Below are 19,899 nucleotides of genomic sequence, written 5' to 3' on the forward strand. Positions count from 1 at the left end.
GTTTTTTTATCTGAATAGGTTTAGTTCTAACGCAGGCCGTGTAAGAACTCATGGCGCGTTGCTGGGTTTGATCTAAAAATACCCCCCAGAGCTGTTGTTGTTGTTTCGCTGGTTGCGTCCATTACACCACGAGATTTCACGCAGTAATGAACCGCATCCATGGTTACAGCAACATCATCCGTTTCTAGTAGCGTTTGCAATGCTACAAGGATTTGCTGTGTCATGCGCTCTTGAACTTGAGGACGTTGAGCAAAGAAACGAACGATTCTGTTGATCTTCGAAAGACCAATGATCTTACCTTGAGGAATGTAAGCGACTGCGGTTTTACCATCAATGGTGACTAAGTGATGCTCACATGTGCTGGTGACGGTAATGTCTTTTACACGAACCATTTCACGAACACCCATCTTGTTTTCGATCACGGTGATTTTAGGGAAATTGGCGTAATCCAAACCAGAGAAAATCTCATCCACATACATTTTTGCAATACGTTGCGGCGTTTCTTCCAGACTGTCATCTGCAAGATCAAGTTCAAGGAGAGTTAGAATCTCACGCATATGGTGTTCGATTCGTTCCTTTTTCTCTTCTCGGCTAACCTGGTTAGGACGCATTGGTGTCTCTAATCCGCGGCTTGCTAGCGCATCTTTAACCAACTTCGCTGATTCGCTAAGACCTGACATTGAACTTCCTCTTTTAATACCCCTTCTGGATGGCAAACAAGGATACTCGGAATTTTGATTAAATACACCCATATTTTAAGGGAGGTCATTATTTACGGGGCTTAAACTATGCTAAAGTGGCTGCAATTTCGTTGGCGAACATCTGTGATTTGATAATTATGGAGCCACTATTGCCAACCACTAAATCAAAATAATAACGACCAAAGGATTTCAATTATGGGCTGTTGCGACGCTCCGGGCTTAATGCCAATTGAAGAAGCACTAGATAAGCTGCTATCACCAATCAAACCAATCCAAACGACTTTATCTCTACCTCTTGCTGAAGCATTAGGTTATGTCCTTGCTGAAGATATTCTTTCCCCTATTTTCGTACCTCCTTTTGATAACTCAGCAATGGATGGCTATGCACTGCGCTTAGCAGACCTAGAGAACGGTAAAGTACTACCATTAGCAGGCAAATCTTTTGCAGGCCAACCGTTCGAAGGTGAATGGCCAAGCAACACCTGTATTCGCATTATGACTGGCGCAAAGATCCCTGAAGGTTGTGACGCCGTAATCATGCAAGAAAATACGGTTGAAACTGATACTGGCATTGAAATTCAACAAGACGACATCAAGCTGAACAATAATATTCGCCCTACTGGTGATGACATCAAACAAGGTGATATCGTTCTTAGCCGCGGTGAACGTTTAACACCTCGTGACATTCCAATGATTGCTTCGCTGGGTGTGAGCCACGTGACAGTGTTACAGAAGCCTAAAGTCGCGTTCTTTTCTACCGGCGATGAGCTAAAGCCACTAGGTCAACCTCTTGAAGACGGTCAGATCTACGACAGCAACCGCTACGGCATTAAACCACTAATTGAAGCGTTTGGTTGTGAAGCTATAGACCTAGGCATCATCCCAGATTGCACTGCAACGCTTAAAGAGACGTTCGAGAAAGCACAGCAAATAGCAGACGTGGTTGTGACTTCTGGCGGCGTAAGCGTTGGCGAAGCTGATTACACGAAAGACATTCTTGAAGAACTGGGGCAAATCGGTTTTTGGAAGCTAGCTATCAAACCCGGTAAACCGTTCGCATTTGGTGAGTTGGATAACGCGTGGTTCTGCGGCCTACCGGGTAACCCAGTATCGGCGATGATGACCATGTATGTTTTGGTTCAACCTATGCTTGCTAAATTGGCTGGTCACACAGCGTGGACAGCTCCGGAATCTATTCCTGCTATCACCAAGTCTGCATTCAAAAAAGGCCCAGGCCGTACTGATTACCAGCGTGGCATTTACTCGATTGAAAACGGTCAATTTGTGGTAGAAACAACGGGTAACCAAAGCTCTGGCGCTTTCCGCTCAATGAGTTTAGCAAACTGCTTTGTGGTACTAGAGCGCGAACGCGGCCGTGTTGAAGTCGGTGAAACGGTTCAGATCCAACTGTTTAACTCGACGCTTTACTAACGAGGCTTACTGATGGAAATACTGTCTGACGTAGAGATGCTTCGCTACAACCGTCAAATCATTCTTAAGCAGTTTGATTTTGAAGGCCAAGAAGCACTAAAGCAGAGCTCAATCTTAGTATTAGGGGCTGGAGGCTTAGGTTGTGCCTCCGCTCAATACCTTGCGACTGCGGGCATTGGTAAGCTAACACTGATCGATGATGATATTGTCGAGCTTTCTAACTTGCAACGACAAGTCCTTCACACCGATGCTGACATTGGTAAGAAGAAGGTCGATTCTGCCGCTGAGTCGCTGCAGGTATTGAACCCTCATCTGACAATTGAAACTGTCGACCACAGGCTTGATGACCAAGCACTTGGCAAGTTGATTGAAACTCACTCGCTTGTTCTCGACGCAAGTGACAACGTAGAAACACGTAATCAGTTGAACCGCTTGTGCTACGCATCGAAAACACCATTAGTTTCTGGTGCTGCTATTCGTATGGAAGGCCAGATCAGCGTATTCACTTATCAAGATACTGACGCACCGTGTTATCAGTGCTTGAGTGCTCTATTCGGCAACGCTGCACTAAGCTGTGTTGAAGCGGGTGTGATGGCACCGGTAGTTGGCATGGTGGGCGCAGCTCAAGCTTTGGAAGCTATCAAGGTTATTGCTCAGTTTGGACAACCAAAGCAAGGCAAACTTTTAATTCTCGATGCCATGTCTCACAGCTGGCGTGAAATGAATTTAATGAAGATGCCTAATTGCTCGGTGTGCGGGTAGACTAAGCATATCCCCCTCTAATCGACAACCTAAGCCTTGACTAAAAGTCAGGGCTTTTTTAGGTCTCAACATCAGCTTCTCAAATCGATTTATCAATTTGAAATGATCTATAAAAGATTAGTTTCATTTGAATTCTCATTTTGAGAATATATTGCACATCTCAGTAATTTAGAATATAAACAATAAAAATCAACAACTTAAAAGTGGCACGTAACTTGTAAAAGTATCTAGACCTTCTATGACAAGGATGTAGATATGAGAATTACAACGTTAAGTTTGCTATTAAGTGCGCCTTTGGTCGCCAACGCAGCGCCATTCGATACCTGTCCGAGCCAGGCTTACCTATTCCAATCGACACCCGTACAAGTTTGGGGCGTGAACCTAGTGACAGGCTCAACCACCCTGTTAGAAGACGATACGGGCATGAACGCCAATATCAATGGTGTTGGTTTCGACTTTCAAGACAGATATATCTACGGTTATGACACTACCAACAAACGCTTGGTGCGCCTTGGACAGGATTTCCAAGCAGAAGTGATCAATACCAGTGGATTACCAACCGATCACACTTTCTATGTCGGCGATGTCTATGACCATGTGTATTACCTTTACCGTACAGGAAAAGGCTTGTTCACCGTTGATCTATCGCCGTTAGACGCCGACCCAAACGCGACTGTTACAGTTAACAAAATAGCTGGTAGCCCGGCAACCGTAAAACTGACTGATTTCGCTTTCCACCCAAGTGATGGTTCTTTATATGGTATCGATAATAACTCCGGAGGCTTATACAGCTTCAATCCTACAACCGGTGCCGAAACTTACATCGGTGATACTGGTGAGTTAGGTACATTCGGAGCGGGTTATTTTGATGTAAACGGCTATTACTACGTATCTCGAAATCAAGACGGGAAAATCTACCGTATCAATCTGTCTCCAGACAACGCGAGCAATATCGCAGCAGGAATTGTTCCAGCCGTTGAATTTGTATCGAATGGGCCTTCTTCTAATCAAAATGATGGCGCTCGTTGTGCGAATGCGCCAGTTGTGGATGAAGATTCCAACATCGACTTTGGTGATGCGCCAGACAGCTACCTAACCCTACTCGCCAGCAATGGTCCTCGACATGAACTTGATGGTGTGACTTGGTTAGGCACTGATGCACCCGATGCCGACCTTGATGGCTACGTAACTCCACAATCAGATGAAAGTGTTGGCATTGACGATGAATGGGCCAACGGTGGTATCGGTTTTGTCACCGCCCTTGAAGCCGGGCTTGATTCGAAAATTATCGTAGAAGCTTCGACCTCTGGTTACCTATCAGCTTGGATCGATTGGAACCAAGATGGCAGCTTCGATGGTGCTAACGAACAAGTATTTACCGACTACCAATTGGATGCTGGTGAAAACTATCTGTTCCTAAATGTCGATATCAACGCACTAACGGGGACTACTTGGGCTCGCTTTAGATTCAGCCAACAAACCAACCTGAGCTACTTTGGTGGTTCGACATCTGGTGAGGTAGTTGATATTCAAGTTGATGTTCTTAACGACGGCGCTACAGCCCGTTACTTCCCAAGTGCTTCTGGTTACGCAACCTTGGCGTATGAAGATAACTGGCCTTATAAAGCTGATTACGACATGAATGATGCTGTGATTATGTATCGCATCACAGAGATCTTAAAAGACGGAAAAGTGGTTAAATCAACCATCGATGGACGTCTTGCGGCTGTAGGTGCTTCGTACAGAAATGGGTTTGCTGTTCGACTCCCTAACTTAGACCCGAGCTTAGTGAGTAGCGGAAACTCCTACATGAAGCACAATGGTGCATTCACTGCCCTCGACCTAGAAGATGGGCGTAGCGAAGCAATATTTGTTATCGCCAATGACCTAACAGAAAAAATTAGCACTGGCTGTACCTTCTACCGTACCAGTAATGGATGTAAAGAAGATGAGCAGTTCTCATTCCAAATCGGTATTACCTTAGCGGGAGACGGTGTGAGTACAGACCGTTGGATAGACATGCCTTACGACCCATTCATCTTTGCAACGCCTGGGTATTATCACGGTGAAAACCTACCTCTACATCCTGGACGTAGTTGGGAGGTTCACTTGCCAGACCAAGCTCCAACTGAAGCATTTGATACAGTAAATCTATTCAATACGGGGCTAGGTGTTGACGACAGTGACCCCGCTGCGGGCAAGTATTTTAAAACCGCAGACAACCACCCTTGGGCGCTATTGATTACTTCAGACACGGAATGGGAATGGCCACTGGAATACGTAGATATTGTCACTGCCTATCCAAACTTTGCGAACTTTGCTGAATCCGGTGGTACTCAATCAACCGATTGGTTCCAAACACCTACCGCTGACCAATGTTACTTGCCTTAGGAGAATGATTATGAATATGCCAATTAAACAGACAGTAACAAACGGTCGCCGGAACTTTAACAATGCTATCTTATCTAGTCTGTCGAATGCTGCACTTAAGAAAAATACGGCTCAGTCGCAGTCAATACGTATTCCATTACTAATCGCATCACTAACGTTGGTAGGGTGTGGTGGCGATGGAGGAGCATCAACTCCTAACCCATCGCCTTCAACACCAGCGGTGACAGCACCAGTGACATCAACACCAGTGACGTCAACACCAGCAGCGTCAACACCAGCAGCGTCAGCACCTGTGGTATCAGCGCCCGTTACATCACCATCAGTGGCCTCAACACCAGTCAATGTCGCTATAAATCCTGCACCGACACCAGTTAATGCGGTTATCTCCAACGGCCCGCAAGCGTACAAAATGGATGAGCTCGTAATCCCTGATGGTTTCGATTACAACTCTGTAGATCAATTCGACCTCAGTATTGATATCAGTAACATCTCAACCGATCGTTCGTTTGTATCTGTATATAGCCGATTTACCACAAGAGCAGATTCAACCTACAAGCCGGATTATTCAAGTAAGGTCATTGGCGGCCCTTTAGACAACGGAACATTCACCTCCAACTTTGCGGCGCCTTTAAGCGAAGATACTCTGTTGATCGAAATCTGGTTTTATGACGGTCAAGCACCACTACAACAAGTCGTTGCAAGTAACGGTTCACAAATCACTTGGTAAACAGAAAGGAATAAAATGCGCTGAGCTCACTTAGACAATGGCTAAATTCAGTTGGAGTTAGGCAGCAGTCTCGAAGTTGAAAATTGAAAGTCGAATAGCAATGCATAAAGGTGAGCAATGAGGCTCACCTTTATATTTGGGCGCTGTTTCAATTTTCAGTACTGGTTATGTTCACTTTATCGAAAGCCTGTCTTATCTTTTAAAGATGACTTTCAAAGGCTTACTTTATGAAACAGTTGAAAATAGGATTCGTTATATTATCGATTGGTATTGGGCTACTTTTATGTCTGACCTATTTCCCGATGGCACCTTCTACAGGGAAAACAACTGAAGCCACGGTCATTTCCAATACCCTAACTCAATCCCTTGATGGACATAGGCGTTATTTAACCGTCGAGATGGTAAACGATGAATTCAGCGAAGGAACCAAAACAGGCATATTTCGTGTAACAATTCCACCAACAACAGACTGCCCTATTGATTCTATTGTTACGCTTGATACATTAACTAACCAAATAACTAAACAAAACAGCTACCAGTTTATCCGCTGTCGAACCGCACAATAATTATGGACACTACTGTAATGAACCAGCCACTCATCTCGCCGGCACAGCTACAACAGAAAATATCCGATAACTACGACCTCATTATTCTCGACGCCAGCATTGAATTTAAGATCCCAAGTGAGTCAAAAAAGATCAAGGGACACGTTATTCCTGGAGCGATTCGTTTCGACTACGATAAAGATTTTTGTAACAAACACACTCTGCTTCCTCACATGTTCCCGACCGAAAAACACTTCAACACTCGAGCTCGTGAAGTCGGGATCAATCAAGACAGTACGATCGTGGTTTACGATAACTCAGGAACTTTTGCCTCACCTCGCGCATGGTGGATGTTTATGGCTATGGGACATAACAATGTTTATATCTTAGATGGTGGTTTACCAGCATGGGTAGATGCCGGCTACACAACAGATAGCGACTACAAAAAAACAGCCCGAACCGGCAATTTTGACGGGCGCATTCAAGACAACTATTTTGTAAACGCTCAACAGATTGAAAGTTGCTCAACCGGCAAGAGCGCAAACATTGTAGATGCGCGTTCACAAGCTCGCTTCGATTCGGAAGTTCCTGAACCACGCGAAGGCCTGCGCAGCGGTCATATCCCCAATTCAGTTTGCTTACCGTTCGCTCACGTATTAGATGATGGAAAATTGAGAGCTCAAGAGGAATTAGTTGAGATATTTTCAACCTTAGATCTTACCCCTTCTCAACCTACGTTCTTCAGTTGTGGTTCTGGGGTAACAGCTTGCATCCTTTTATTAGCCGCTAAACTGGCTGGTTATTCAAGTGATATGGGCGTTTACGATGGCTCATGGACTGAATGGGGCGCAAATGAAAAACTACCTATTGCCGTAACTAAAAAGTAATTCAGCTTCGCTTAATGATACTGTTAGAATATACTGCGCATGCATACGGAGCTTACTAAAGGTTATGGCTGAAGCCCATGACACTTAAGCATCTTATTGCTCAATCAGCTAGGCACTGAATAACTCAACGTTGATGAATGTGAAGATTTAACTCAAGAATATCTGTTCATAGCCGTTACAGTATTTAATCCGTGATGTTTTGTCTTCGTTGCATGAATCACACTCGCGATATAAACGTTTGTCACTTGCAGTCTGTTAAAAGTAGTAACCAACAAAAGGCATCTCATGGCTCTATTTAAGAAAAATATCTGGTCGCTGTACGCTCTGATCGTACTGCTTACCCTGATACTTTTTAGCGTCTTTGGCATAAACAAGTGGCAATCAAACAGAGATGACTTTAGTAAACAGCAGCATATCCAAGTCGAAATATTCTCTAGCTCAGTAGATTCTCTTTTAACCAGTCAAGAAGCACTGCTTGAAGTGGTTGGGCATCAGCTTGCTCAACAGTCTGACTTTACTCGCACAGCTTCGATTCAAATTCGGCCAATCTTAGATAAACTGCTCGACACTCACCCTGCCATTGCTGCTTTCGGTTTGTTAAACCCTCAAGGAGATTACCTCTCAGTAAGTTCAAATCTAAAGCTGTCTCAGCTAGTTAACTTGCTGGACATCCCGTACACCAGGGACTCGTTTCTAGAGGCTGTGTCTAGTGATAAAATGGTTTTAGGACGCACTTATTTCCATGATTTTCTCAATAGCCTCGTGATCCCAATGAGAAAATCCATTTCTATCGATGGTAGAAGCGTTGATGCTGTCATGACAGCAGGCTTACGCTTAGACAGCTCTGTCTTATTTCAAAACAATGCGCACGCAGGTAGTTACAACACGTTAACTCTACTTAGAACAGACAACTATCGTCAGTTTTTTTCTAGCGACATCGAATCACTAGACGCTTATTTAAAGCCGGTAGAGAACGATGTAATGGCGTACATTACAGAAAGTTTTTCAGAACAAGTAAGTGTCAGCCTCACTGAAGCGAAAGCGGGAAAAGAAACGTATTCTTTCTGTATCGATGACGGTACAACCCCCTCACTCGTTAGCGCTAAGTACATCCCCGACTACAAACTTTGGGTTGTTGGGCAGACAGAGCTGGCATACGTTGATGGCATCTTCGCAAACGAATTTGGCGCTTTCTTCTTCGCCTTTGCTGTTCTTCAGTTTGGTTTTTACTTTTTAGTAAAGTCGATTGCCAAAAACGAGCAAAAAACCCGCAGCCAATTGATCTACCAAGCCAACCACGACCCATTAACCTCTCTGCCTAACCGTTTATATATGCGTAAAAACATTGGCAAGTGGCTCGAAGATCAATCAGAGCCATTCTCACTGCTGTTTATCGACATCGATAACTTCAAATGTGTTAATGATACCCATGGACATGACTTCGGAGACAAAGTACTCAAACAAATAGCATTGCGTTTGATGCGATTCCGCTCTCGAGTCAGCCTGTTGGTGCGAGAATCCAGTGATGAGTTCTTGTTTTTAACACCGCTGAGTAGTGAATCTGAAATTAAGCGACTGTCAGAACGAATTATTGAAGTACTCTCCCAGCCTTATGAAGTGGAAAACGCTCAATTTTTGTTGGGTTGTAGTATAGGTATTGCGCGCTTCCCTGAACACGGAAGTGATTTAGATAGCCTGTTACGCTCTGCCGACATTTCGATGTACAAAGCGAAACAGCAGCAAAACTCATACAGCATTTTCACAACAGAGATGCAAGACGCCCACCTCTACAAAATGAGAGTAGAACAAAGGCTTCGTATCGCTATCGATAAACAAACTTTGTTTATGGTTTTTCAACCATTAGTTCGTGCTGATGAAAGTACCCACAGTGTAGAAGCGCTGGTACGCTGGATAGACGAGGAGCTGGGCTTTGTCCCGCCAGATGTATTTATTCCTATTGCAGAAAGCACAGGTTTAATGCACAAGCTAGGCACCTTTATTATTGAATCCAGTATTATGCAAATCGCTCATTTACACCGGACGACGAACCAAAATATCGGATTGTCGATCAATATATCAGTTCGTCAGTTCTCGCATGCGTCATTCTCCGATCACTTGTTCGCGACGCTAGAAAAGCATCAATTTTCAGCCAGCAGCTTAACACTAGAGATCACCGAAAGCCTGTTTATTGAAGATGTAAACTTAGTGAAACCCATTTTTGAAGCCTTACACGAAAAGAGTATTAAAATATCTTTAGATGACTTCGGTACAGGCTACTCATCACTGAGCATGTTGAAGGCTCTCCCTATTGATGAGCTTAAAATTGATAAAAGCTTCATTGATAGCATTGCTGTCGACCAACAGTCACTCACTATGGTGCAAAACATCATCGCAATCGGTAAGAACTTTGGCATGGTAGTATTGGCTGAAGGCGTAGAAACAAACGAACACTTCGCGATTCTAAAGGCATGTGGATGTGACTTAATGCAGGGCTACTACTTCTCTCGCCCTATTCCTTACGATGAGTTGTACGAGTATCTAACACCAACTCAAGCTACTGCTACAGAACTTCCAGAACCAGCGTTGTAGGTGTTGGGTGCTTTATCTGCTTGACGCATGACGCATGACGCTATAGATAAAACAAGGGAGCCTAAATTGGCTCCCTTGTTTTATACTCTGTTAGTCGTCTAACTCTGCATGCTTCATCTGCTCATCGAGGTTAAGTACTGTTAATGCGTTACTTACACTGGTTGCAATCACGTCCACCACGCCGGTTCTTAATGCACCTAATAAAGCTAATGGCTTACTGTTCTCGGCAGCGATGGCAATTACCTCAGCGATTGGGCGGAACTCTTCCAGGCCTAAGCCGATGACTCGGTCACTCATCACAGTGTTTGCGGCTTTGCCGTGTACATCAAAAAAGTCATAACCCGCAAAGTCACCGACCACGCCTTGTAGTAAACGAGATTGGACGACTTCTCCCGCCGTAAACCAACCAAGATCGACCATATAGCTGTTTTCACTCATGTCACCAATACCCACTAATGCAACATCTGCCTTACGAGCTAGATCGAGTGTTTGCTTAACAGTACTGTTTTCCATGAACGCGGATTTTTGCGCTTTGTTCTCTGCATAAGCAGGCGCATACAAGGTTTCAGAAGATCCACCGTATTTCTTGGCGAGTTGTCTACATATATGGTCGGCATTAAACATACCGCCTCTTGGGTGAATGCCGCCGATACCACATACGAATTTACAGTCACGTGGGGTAATTACGCCAGTATGGTGAGCAACCGACGATACGTTTCGACCTTGGCCAACCGTGACTACCATGCCGTTTTTTAGGGTGCTCGTTAAGTAGTTCGACACCAAGCCCGCAACCTGTAACCGCTGCTTCTCTTCATTCGGTTGGTCTAATGCAACCAGTGCACGCTTAACACCAAATCGTTCGATCAAACGTTGTTCGATCTTCGCGCTGAATACTGGGTGGTATTTCACGGTGATCTCGACAATCCCTTCATCGCGGGCTTGTTTGAGCATTCGACCAACCTTTGCACGAGAGATAGAGAATTTTTTAGAGATCTCTTCTTGAGTCGCACCATCTTGATAGTAGGCAACGGCGACTTCGGTTAGGAGATCAGTGTTTTCTTCGGAAACATCTTGGATATTGTTACTCATATACCACTCAACCAATATTTAACAATTATTTTACCTGCTGCATTTCCTAATAAAGGAGAGCTCAGTAAGTGATACACAAGCTTACACCCTGAACATATGTAACATCAAGGAGCATTTGTTCAGCATAGTGTCCTTGATTTTACTGTTGATTAATTTACCTCACTTTGCCCGCTAAACGTTTGCTTGCATACCCCATGGTTACTAGAGCGAAATATATTTGACTGAAGTCACCATACAGCACTATTTACCGTTGACTTTGGGGCTAGATCGGATAAATATGGCTACATCATTTACTCATCGAGCGATCAAATGTTCTGTGCAAATGTTCGTTCGGAGAAAAATTTAAATTAATGTAAGTTTGACTCACTGGTACAACCATGAGGAACTTCATTAGTTCGCTTGCAAATGCCCACACCTCTCCCATTAAAGGGGTGTTCTGCGATACATAGGATGATCAAAATGAGCAATAAATTAGAGCAACTTCGTAAACTAACAACTGTTGTAGCTGACACTGGCGATATCGAAGCTATCAGCAAGTACACTCCGGAAGATGCAACAACTAACCCTTCTCTAATTCTTAAAGCCGCTCAAATTGCTGAGTACGCACCTCTAATCGATGCTTCTATCGAATACGCTAAAGCGCAAAGCGCTGATAAAGCACAACAAGTTCAAGACACTTGTGACATGCTTAACGTGAACATCGGTAAAGAAATCCTTAACGTTGTACCTGGCCGTATCTCTACTGAAGTAGATGCTCGTCTTTCTTACGACATGGAAGGCAGCGTTGCTAAAGCTCGTCAACTTATCAAAATGTACAACGATGCTGGCATCACTAACGACCGCATCCTTATCAAGTTGGCTTCTACTTGGGAAGGCATCCGCGCTGCTGAAATCCTAGAGAAAGAAGGCATCAACTGTAACCTAACACTTCTATTCTCTTTCGCTCAAGCTCGTGCTTGTGCTGAAGCGGGTGTATTCCTAATCTCTCCTTTCGTTGGTCGCATCATGGACTGGTACAAAGCGAAAGAAGGTCGTGATTTCGAAGCTTCAGAAGATCCAGGCGTAATCTCTGTTTCAGACATCTACAACTACTACAAAGAGCACGGTTACAAGACTGTTGTTATGGGCGCAAGCTTCCGTAACATCGGCGAGATCCTTGAACTTGCTGGCTGTGACCGTCTAACTATCGCTCCTCAACTTCTAGCTGACCTAGAAGCAGCTGAAGGCGAAGTAGTAGAGAAGCTAATCGACTCTAACGGTACTAAAGAGCGTCCTGCTGCAATGACTCACGCTGAGTTCCTATGGGATCACAACCAAGACCCAATGGCTGTAGAGAAGCTAGCTGAAGGCATCCGCAACTTCGCCGTAGACCAAGGCAAACTAGAAGACATGATCGCAGCTAAGCTGTAATCACTACCGAATAAATAAGAGGAACGAATTTCGTTCCTCTTTTACATCTATCCACGAATTTTTAATTTCGAATCAATTTTGGAAGCAATTATGAACCGCAAACATCTAGCTAACGCGATCCGTGCTCTAAGCATGGACGGCGTACAACAAGCAAACTCTGGTCACCCTGGCGCACCTATGGGCATGGCTGACATCACTGAAGTACTTTGGCGCTCTCACCTAAACCACAACCCGTCAAACCCAGAGTGGGCTGACCGCGACCGTTTTATCCTGTCTAACGGCCACGGCTCTATGCTGATCTACTCTCTGCTTCATCTAGCAGGTTACGAGCTTTCAATTGAAGACCTTAAGAACTTCCGTCAACTGCACTCTAAGACTCCAGGTCACCCAGAGTACGGCTACGCACCAGGTATCGAAACAACGACTGGTCCTCTAGGTCAAGGCATCACCAACGCTGTTGGTATGGCGATGGCTGAGAAAGCACTTGCGGCACAGTTCAACAAAGAAGGCCACGACATCGTAGACCACTACACTTATGCATTCATGGGTGATGGCTGTCTGATGGAAGGTATTTCTCACGAAGCATGTTCTCTAGCGGGTACGCTAGGTCTTGGTAAGTTGGTTGCTTTCTGGGATGACAACGGCATCTCTATCGATGGCGAAGTGGAAGGTTGGTTCTCTGACGATACTCCTAAGCGTTTTGAAGCTTACGGCTGGCACGTAATCCCAGCAGTTGATGGTCACGATGCTGACGCTATCAACGCGGCTATCGAAGCAGCTAAAGCGGATCCTCGTCCGACTCTAATCTGTACTAAAACTGTAATCGGCTTTGGTTCTCCAAACAAAGCAGGTACGCACGACTGTCACGGTGCACCATTAGGCGCTGATGAAATCGCAGCAACTCGTAAGCAACTAGGTTGGGAGCACGGTCCTTTTGAAATTCCGTCGGAAGTTTACTCAGAGTGGGATGCGAAAGAAGCAGGCGCAGCTAAGGAAGCAGCGTGGAACGAGAAACTTGCAGCTTATGAAGCAGCATACCCTGAGCTGGCAGCTGAATTCAAACGCCGCGTAAACGGTGATCTTCCTGCTGAATGGGAAGAGAAAGCATCGGCAATCATCGCTGATCTTCAAGCTAATCCAGCAAACATCGCATCACGTAAAGCATCTCAAAATGCTCTAGAAGCATTCGGTGCTATGCTACCTGAATTCATGGGCGGCTCTGCTGACCTTGCGCCTTCAAACCTGACTATGTGGTCTGGTTCTAAGTCTCTTGAAGCAAATGACTTCTCTGGTAACTACATCCACTACGGTGTACGTGAATTCGGTATGACGGCTATCATGAACGGTATCGCTCTGCACGGTGGTTTCGTACCATACGGCGCAACGTTCCTAATGTTCATGGAATACGCTCGTAACGCTATGCGTATGGCTGCTCTGATGAAAACTCAGAACATCCAAGTTTACACACATGACTCTATCGGTCTTGGCGAAGATGGTCCAACTCACCAACCAGTTGAGCAGATCGCTTCTCTACGTCTGACTCCAAACATGAGCACATGGCGTCCATGTGACCAAGTTGAGTCTGCAGTTGCTTGGAAACTGGCAATCGAGCGTAAAGATGGTCCTTCTGCACTTATCTTCTCTCGTCAAAACCTTGCACAACAAGATCGTGACGCTGAGCAAGTAGCAAACATCGCTAAGGGTGGTTACATCCTGAAAGATTGCGCTGGCAAGCCAGAGCTTATCCTTATCGCAACTGGTTCTGAAGTTGAGCTAGCGGTTAGCGCTGCTGCTGAACTAACAGCTGAAGGCAAGAAAGTACGCGTAGTCTCTATGCCTGCTACTGACGCATTCGACAAGCAAGACGCTGAATACCGTGAGTCTGTACTTCCATCTGACGTTACGGCACGTATCGCTGTAGAAGCTGGCATCGCTGACTTCTGGTACAAGTACGTTGGTTTCGGTGGCAAGATCATCGGTATGACAACGTTCGGCGAATCTGCACCAGCAGGCGAGCTATTCAAGATGTTCGGTTTCACTACTGAAAACGTAGTAAACACAGCAAAAGAGATTCTTGCTTAGTCTTGATTAAATTGCCTCGCCCTTAATTAGGTTGATGCATTATTAGTTCTACAATACCAAACGTATAAAGTGAAACTAAAAGGCCTGACTTCGATAGTCAGGCCTTGATTACCGCTTAACAGAAATGTCCAACGTTACAGGATCATTTCACATAGCTGGCTTTTTGTTTACCAGAATCTTAACTCTCTACTTATCGCTCCATACTGCCATTTCATTACCACTTGGCTCTCTAAAATGGAAGCGTCGCCCGCCGGGAAAGCTGAATATCTCACGGTTTATCTCGCCACCAGCATCAGTCACATCACGCTTGGTTTGCTCAAGATCTTCGCTATAAAAAACCATCAACGCCGCACCACCTTCAGCATTGGACGCTAGATCCGCTAAATAAAACCCACCCATTAAGCCTTTACCTTCAAAAGCAGAATACTCAGGGCCATAGTCTTCGAAGCTCCAACCAAACACTTGGCTGAAAAACGCCTTAGTTGCGGCGATGTCTTTCGCAGCAAATTCAATGTAGTTAATAGAGCCGTGTTCCATAGCGGATTCCTTCTGCTTTATACGTTTGCCTTGTGATATTAAGGCAGGGCTTGAAGATCTAATCTTAGACAATTACGCCAAGTGACATCACTTTTTACGAACGACAGGGTAATCAGAGCCATGCAGTTCTTGCACAAAGCCAGAACCATCGCCACTGTGCGTGATCCATACTTTCTCTTTCGCTCGCGTCATTGCCACGTAAAACAAACGACGCTCTTCCGCATAAGGGAACACATCCGAAGATTCAGTCAACGCGCCATCAATGTGCAATTGTTTCTTCTTCGCGGGGAACTGTCCTTCATCAACGCAAAGAATAATCACGAAATCCGCTTCTTTACCCTTACTCGCGTGACAAGTCATAAAGCTGATATCAATTGAGGTATAGATCTTTTTCCAGTCTTCCAATAGCTCTGGTTTGTGGTAATGATTTCGCCCAAGCAACATCACTGATTTATTGGCTTTACCTTTTGCTTGCCTGTTTATCTGATCGAGGATCTTCTCAACTTCTTTGCTTGGCGCACTATAAACCGACTTCTGTTTCTGTTGCTTGAAGCTGTTGAGCTCTTTTGGTAGTTGAATCGGGTTTTCCTGCACAAAGCGATTGGCAACCGAACCTAACTGATTGTTAAATCGATAAGTCGTATCTAGATGATGAATTGTCGAGCTCTCAAAACGATCTTTAAAGCCCGTCGTTAGATCAACATCTGCACCCGCGAACTGGTAAATTGACTGCCAGTCATCACCTACGGCAAAAATAGAAGCTTGGTGCTGCGCTTTCGATTGATTGCACAAGGCTTCAACCAAGGCTAAACGGTCTGGTGAGATATCTTGATATTCATCGATCATGATGAACTTCCAAGGCGAAATGAATTTCCCCTTCTCGACATACTGTGTCGCTCGGCTAATCATGATTGAGAAGTCGATATGATTCTGTTCTTTCAATTCCTTTTGCCAAGCGGTTACGCATGGCCAACACAGTGAAAGCTCGCTGTTGAGGCGCGTATAGTCACGGTGATCAATCAGTTGTTGCTGTACTTCTTTTTTCGTTAAACCCGATGCATTCAACTGTTCAAGTTGTTTTTCAAGCCAACCAATCAATTTAAGATTTGAAACATGACTACCTAGCTCATCATCACCGGTTAAATAAGCAATTGGCCATTTAGACAAGTGCTTTTGCCAACGTTTAAAGTTGGTCGGCGTCATCCAGTGCTTCTTCAACCAATCAATGCACCATGCTTGGCGTTGGTTGTCATCAAGCGCGAGCGGAGAAATAACCACGCGTTCGGGTTCAACTTGATTCAGTATCTTTAGACCTAACTGGTGGAAAGTACTGACTTGCACCTTCTCGGCTGATATGCCAATTTTGCTGTTAAGGCGCTGCTTCATCTCTTCCGCGGCCTCACGACCAAAGGCGAGCAGTAACAACTCTTCAGCTTGAGCTTGGTGGCTTTGCAATAAATACGCGACGCGAGCGGTGAGAACACTGGTTTTACCTGAGCCTGCGCCCGCTAAAATTAGGTTGTGATCATCATTCATCAAGACCGCATATTGTTGCGATAAGTTCAGGGGTGACGACTCACATTGAGCAAACAATACTTCCCAATTTTGTCTTTCTGTCTCTAACCACTGTTGATTCCTCTCGGCTTGCTTAATTTCCGTTTCAGACAACCATGGCTGCATTCGAGCGATGCGGTTTGGCATGCGCTGTGCCGCTTCCTCTAGAGTCATCGTCATATTTTCCAGACCTGCGTTGACCATGTCGACCCAAGTCTTCACTTTAGAATGCGGTAGGAAAGCAGGAAGTTGCTCAAGACGTGTCAATTCATCTTCCCATTGAGGAACGTGCTCTGCCAACTGTTCACATTGTCTGTCATGCCACTTCTGATAAGCAGCAACCGATGCGCGCGCAAATTGACGACATTGTTCCCATGGAAGGCCTTGGACTAACCAGCTTCGCTGTTTGCCATCTTGTTGATTAGCAAAAAACTGCAACGATCCCCAAAACAATCCGCGCTTTATCGCGATCTTGCCACTCCAAATAGTGAAAGGGATACGTTCTTCACTGCCTACTGAAGATAACAGCAGGCGTGGACCATCAAGCTCAACTTGATGATATTCATTTTGAATAAAAAACTGTGCAGTCTTATTAGCGCTTAGCTGCATTGGAGCATGCTCTTTAATTGGGAATATTGAATTTATATCATGATGCAGTGAGAATTAATAATGTCTCACTGCTTATCGACGCTTTCATGACCACCTAGGGGAAATTATGGATAAGTATCAAATTCTTGTGCTTGATTTCTGTTAGGATTATGGTTTTAGTGTGTCAAGTGAGCGACTGTGGACTTCTCAGCAAAACTACGCCTTTATTGGGCGAATAAAACCATAAATTACAGCGTATTAATTCTCATCACTCTGCTCGGTGTTGTAGTACCTGCTTGGTATTATGGTCAAAACACACTGATCACACCATTAATTTTAGGGGTTATTGCTGCGGCTCTTGCTGAAAGTGATGATAGCTTTACCGGACGTTTGAAAGCACTCACGCTAACCTTTATCTGTTTTGCCGTTGCAGCCTTCTCTATTGAGATTCTCTTCGATACGCCTTGGCTGTTCGCGATAGGGCTTTTCGTTTCAACCTTCTCTTTTATTATACTTGGGGCAATTGGCCCTAAATATGCCAGTATCGCATTTGGATCATTACTTGTGGCTATCTACGCCATGCTTGGGGCTCACGAGAGCACTAACCTTTGGTTTCAACCTCTACTATTGTTAACGGGCGCAGCTTGGTACTACTTCATGTCGATGATTTGGCAGATCGTATGGCCGATGCAACCAGTGCAGCAAAACCTAGCAACAGTATTCGATCAAATCGGCAATTACATCGGCTCTAAAGCAGAGCTCTTCTATCCAGTTTCAGATTTGATTCCCCAACCACATCGCATTATTGAAGCCAAACTCAATGCTAGCACTGTTAACGCGCTCAACATGTGCAAAGCAACGCTACTCAACCGCTCTAAGCGCGGACACATTGACGGACCGAGTGACCGATTCCTTAATACTTACTTCATCGCACAGGATATTCATGAACGCGTAAGCTCCAGCCACTACCGTTATCAAGAACTGGCAAAACACTTTGAGCGATCAGACGTTTTATTTCGATTCAAGTACCTGCTCGAAGCCCAAGCTAAAGCTTGTAAAGAAGTGGCAAGCTCACTGAAGGTTGGCGCTGAATACCAACATGGCGAAAAATCTGTTCTGGCACTGGATGAACTGATGTCTTCACTTAATCACCTGCATCAACAGAACAAACCAGAATGGAAGTCATTGCTCAACCAATTAGATTACTTATTTAATAACCTAGCTACCGTAGAAAAACAGCTATCAAATATCAGCAACCCAGATGCAGAAAAACTAGAAGAAGGCGTACTGGACGATACCAATCCTCATACTTTGACGGCGATGTGGCATAAGATCAAAGCCAACCTGAACACCGACTCGATGCTATTTCGTCATGCAATTCGTATGGCGATCACTTTGACGATCGGTTACGGAATCATTCAAGGTTTTGAGATTGAAAGAGGTTATTGGATTTTGCTAACAACACTGTTTGTGTGCCAACCAAACTACAGTGCAACGCGACAAAAGCTGACGGCTCGTGTCATTGGCACCGTCGCAGGCTTGTTGATTGGAGTACCGTTGTTGACCTTTTTCCCATCTCAAGAGAGTCAGCTGGTATTCATTGTGGTCAGTGGCGTGATGTTCTTCGCTTTCCGTATCAATAACTACGGTTTCGCGACCGCCTTTATCACACTGCTTGTGCTCTTTTGCTTCAATCAATTAGGGGAAGGCTACGCAGTTGTATTGCCAAGACTAGCAGATACCTTCATTGGCAGCGCGCTCGCTGTTTTAGCGGTTAGCTATATTTTACCGGACTGGCAATCAAAACGACTTCACAAGGTGATGGCAGATGCGCTTGATTCCAATAAAGATTATCTCGCTCAGATCATTGGCCAATACCGTGTAGGCAAAAAAGACAGCCTTAGCTATCGTATTGCACGCCGCAGTGCACATAACAATGATGCAAATCTGACTGCCGCTGTTAGTAGCATGCTGGTTGAGCCGGGTAAGTATCGTACATCTGAAGATGAGAGCTTCCGATTCCTAACACTCAATCATGCACTACTCAGCTATATCTCTGCTCTGGGAGCTCATAGAACACGTATCGATGACGAAGCAACACACAAACTGGTACTGGACGCACACAGAGTAATACACGAGCATCTCGACGCTCTCAACGACCAACTGTTTTGTCATCAAGAACAATGCGAAGTAAAAAACGCTTACGATCCTGAACTTGATAAGCGTTTAAGTGAATGGAGAGAAGAGGATGAGAGCTCTGTTAGAATGGTTCTACAACAGCTACATTTGATTTATCGAATGCTTCCAGAACTGCATACCTTAGCCACAAAATTTGCAGTTAAAGTTAAGATTGAAAAGCCGCTTGAAAAAGAAGTTTCAAGATGAAAAACAAAACAGCAGTAAAAACAAAAAGATAACGAAACTGATCATTTTTTGAACACTCCGTGTGTTTATACATTGCTCTACCAAAAGGCTCATCTAGGTAGAGCAACCACTTGCCTACCCTTTATCTACAAGGGCCGTTCAAATCTTACACGCATGTAAACTTGCTGACTTTGATTGACTCATCCATAACTTTGCCTAACATTCCTCGGACAAAAAACAAC

At 44.7% G+C, this 19,899-nt stretch carries 14 protein-coding genes; 10 read left to right on the plus strand and 4 right to left on the minus strand.

The window, feature by feature from the left end:
• Nucleotides 1-26: 26 nt before the first annotated feature.
• A complete protein-coding gene (gene folE / locus ACED42_RS04580) occupies nucleotides 27-680 on the minus strand; it encodes a GTP cyclohydrolase I FolE (RefSeq protein ID WP_004731548.1) in 654 nt (217 codons plus the stop codon).
• 216 nt (nucleotides 681-896) lie between these two features.
• Here folE and moeA point away from each other — a divergent pair, with 216 nt between their 5' ends.
• From moeA to ACED42_RS04615, 7 genes are all read left to right on the plus strand, one after another.
• A complete protein-coding gene (moeA, locus tag ACED42_RS04585; protein WP_065679931.1) occupies nucleotides 897-2,132 on the plus strand; it encodes a molybdopterin molybdotransferase MoeA in 1,236 nt (411 codons plus the stop codon).
• Nucleotides 2,133-2,144: 12 nt separating this feature from the next.
• Entirely contained in the window at nucleotides 2,145-2,894 is a 750-nt protein-coding gene (gene moeB / locus ACED42_RS04590; RefSeq protein WP_102582322.1) for a molybdopterin-synthase adenylyltransferase MoeB, read from the plus strand.
• A gap of 255 nt (nucleotides 2,895-3,149) precedes the next feature.
• Complete coding sequence (locus tag ACED42_RS04595; protein ID WP_371701612.1) at nucleotides 3,150-5,285, plus strand: LruC domain-containing protein; 2,136 nt, start codon at nucleotides 3,150-3,152, stop codon at nucleotides 5,283-5,285.
• Nucleotides 5,286-5,295: 10 nt separating this feature from the next.
• Entirely contained in the window at nucleotides 5,296-6,012 is a 717-nt protein-coding gene (locus ACED42_RS04600) for a hypothetical protein (RefSeq protein ID WP_371701614.1), read from the plus strand.
• A 227-nt stretch (nucleotides 6,013-6,239) separates the two neighbouring features.
• Nucleotides 6,240-6,578, plus strand: coding sequence for a hypothetical protein (locus tag ACED42_RS04605; RefSeq protein ID WP_371701616.1), 339 nt, complete (start codon nucleotides 6,240-6,242; stop codon nucleotides 6,576-6,578).
• Between the two features lie 17 nt (nucleotides 6,579-6,595).
• On the plus strand, nucleotides 6,596-7,444 hold the full coding sequence (locus tag ACED42_RS04610) for a sulfurtransferase (protein WP_371701617.1): 849 nt from the start codon (nucleotides 6,596-6,598) through the stop codon (nucleotides 7,442-7,444).
• A gap of 285 nt (nucleotides 7,445-7,729) precedes the next feature.
• The gene (locus tag ACED42_RS04615) at nucleotides 7,730-10,033 is read left to right on the plus strand and encodes a bifunctional diguanylate cyclase/phosphodiesterase (RefSeq protein ID WP_102250423.1); all 2,304 of its coding nucleotides are present in this window, start codon (nucleotides 7,730-7,732) and stop codon (nucleotides 10,031-10,033) included.
• A gap of 90 nt (nucleotides 10,034-10,123) precedes the next feature.
• Here ACED42_RS04615 and ACED42_RS04620 read toward each other — a convergent pair whose 3' ends face one another.
• Entirely contained in the window at nucleotides 10,124-11,122 is a 999-nt protein-coding gene (locus ACED42_RS04620) for a sugar-binding transcriptional regulator (protein WP_065679926.1), read from the minus strand.
• 459 nt (nucleotides 11,123-11,581) lie between these two features.
• On the opposite strand from ACED42_RS04620, the gene tal reads away from it, so the two are divergent.
• Both tal and tkt read left to right on the plus strand, forming a co-directional pair.
• Nucleotides 11,582-12,532, plus strand: coding sequence for a transaldolase (gene tal / locus ACED42_RS04625; RefSeq protein WP_029224345.1), 951 nt, complete (start codon nucleotides 11,582-11,584; stop codon nucleotides 12,530-12,532).
• Between the two features lie 90 nt (nucleotides 12,533-12,622).
• Nucleotides 12,623-14,614 (plus strand): transketolase, encoded by a 1,992-nt coding sequence (gene tkt, locus ACED42_RS04630; RefSeq protein WP_371701619.1) that lies wholly within the window; start codon nucleotides 12,623-12,625, stop codon nucleotides 14,612-14,614.
• Nucleotides 14,615-14,800: 186 nt separating this feature from the next.
• Here the strand turns inward: tkt and ACED42_RS04635 are convergent, their stop codons facing one another.
• Both ACED42_RS04635 and helD read right to left on the minus strand, forming a co-directional pair.
• Nucleotides 14,801-15,151, minus strand: a complete 351-nt coding sequence (locus ACED42_RS04635) for a VOC family protein (RefSeq protein ID WP_371701621.1) — start codon at nucleotides 15,149-15,151, stop codon at nucleotides 14,801-14,803.
• A gap of 87 nt (nucleotides 15,152-15,238) precedes the next feature.
• Entirely contained in the window at nucleotides 15,239-17,314 is a 2,076-nt protein-coding gene (gene helD / locus ACED42_RS04640) for a DNA helicase IV (RefSeq protein ID WP_371701623.1), read from the minus strand.
• Nucleotides 17,315-17,491: 177 nt separating this feature from the next.
• Between helD and yccS the strand changes: the two genes are divergently transcribed.
• On the plus strand, nucleotides 17,492-19,678 hold the full coding sequence (gene yccS / locus ACED42_RS04645; protein WP_102250417.1) for a YccS family putative transporter: 2,187 nt from the start codon (nucleotides 17,492-17,494) through the stop codon (nucleotides 19,676-19,678).
• Nucleotides 19,679-19,899: the final 221 nt, after the last annotated feature.

This window comes from Vibrio sp. FF145 (genome assembly GCF_041439075.1).
GTDB lineage: Bacteria > Pseudomonadota > Gammaproteobacteria > Enterobacterales > Vibrionaceae > Vibrio > Vibrio tasmaniensis_A.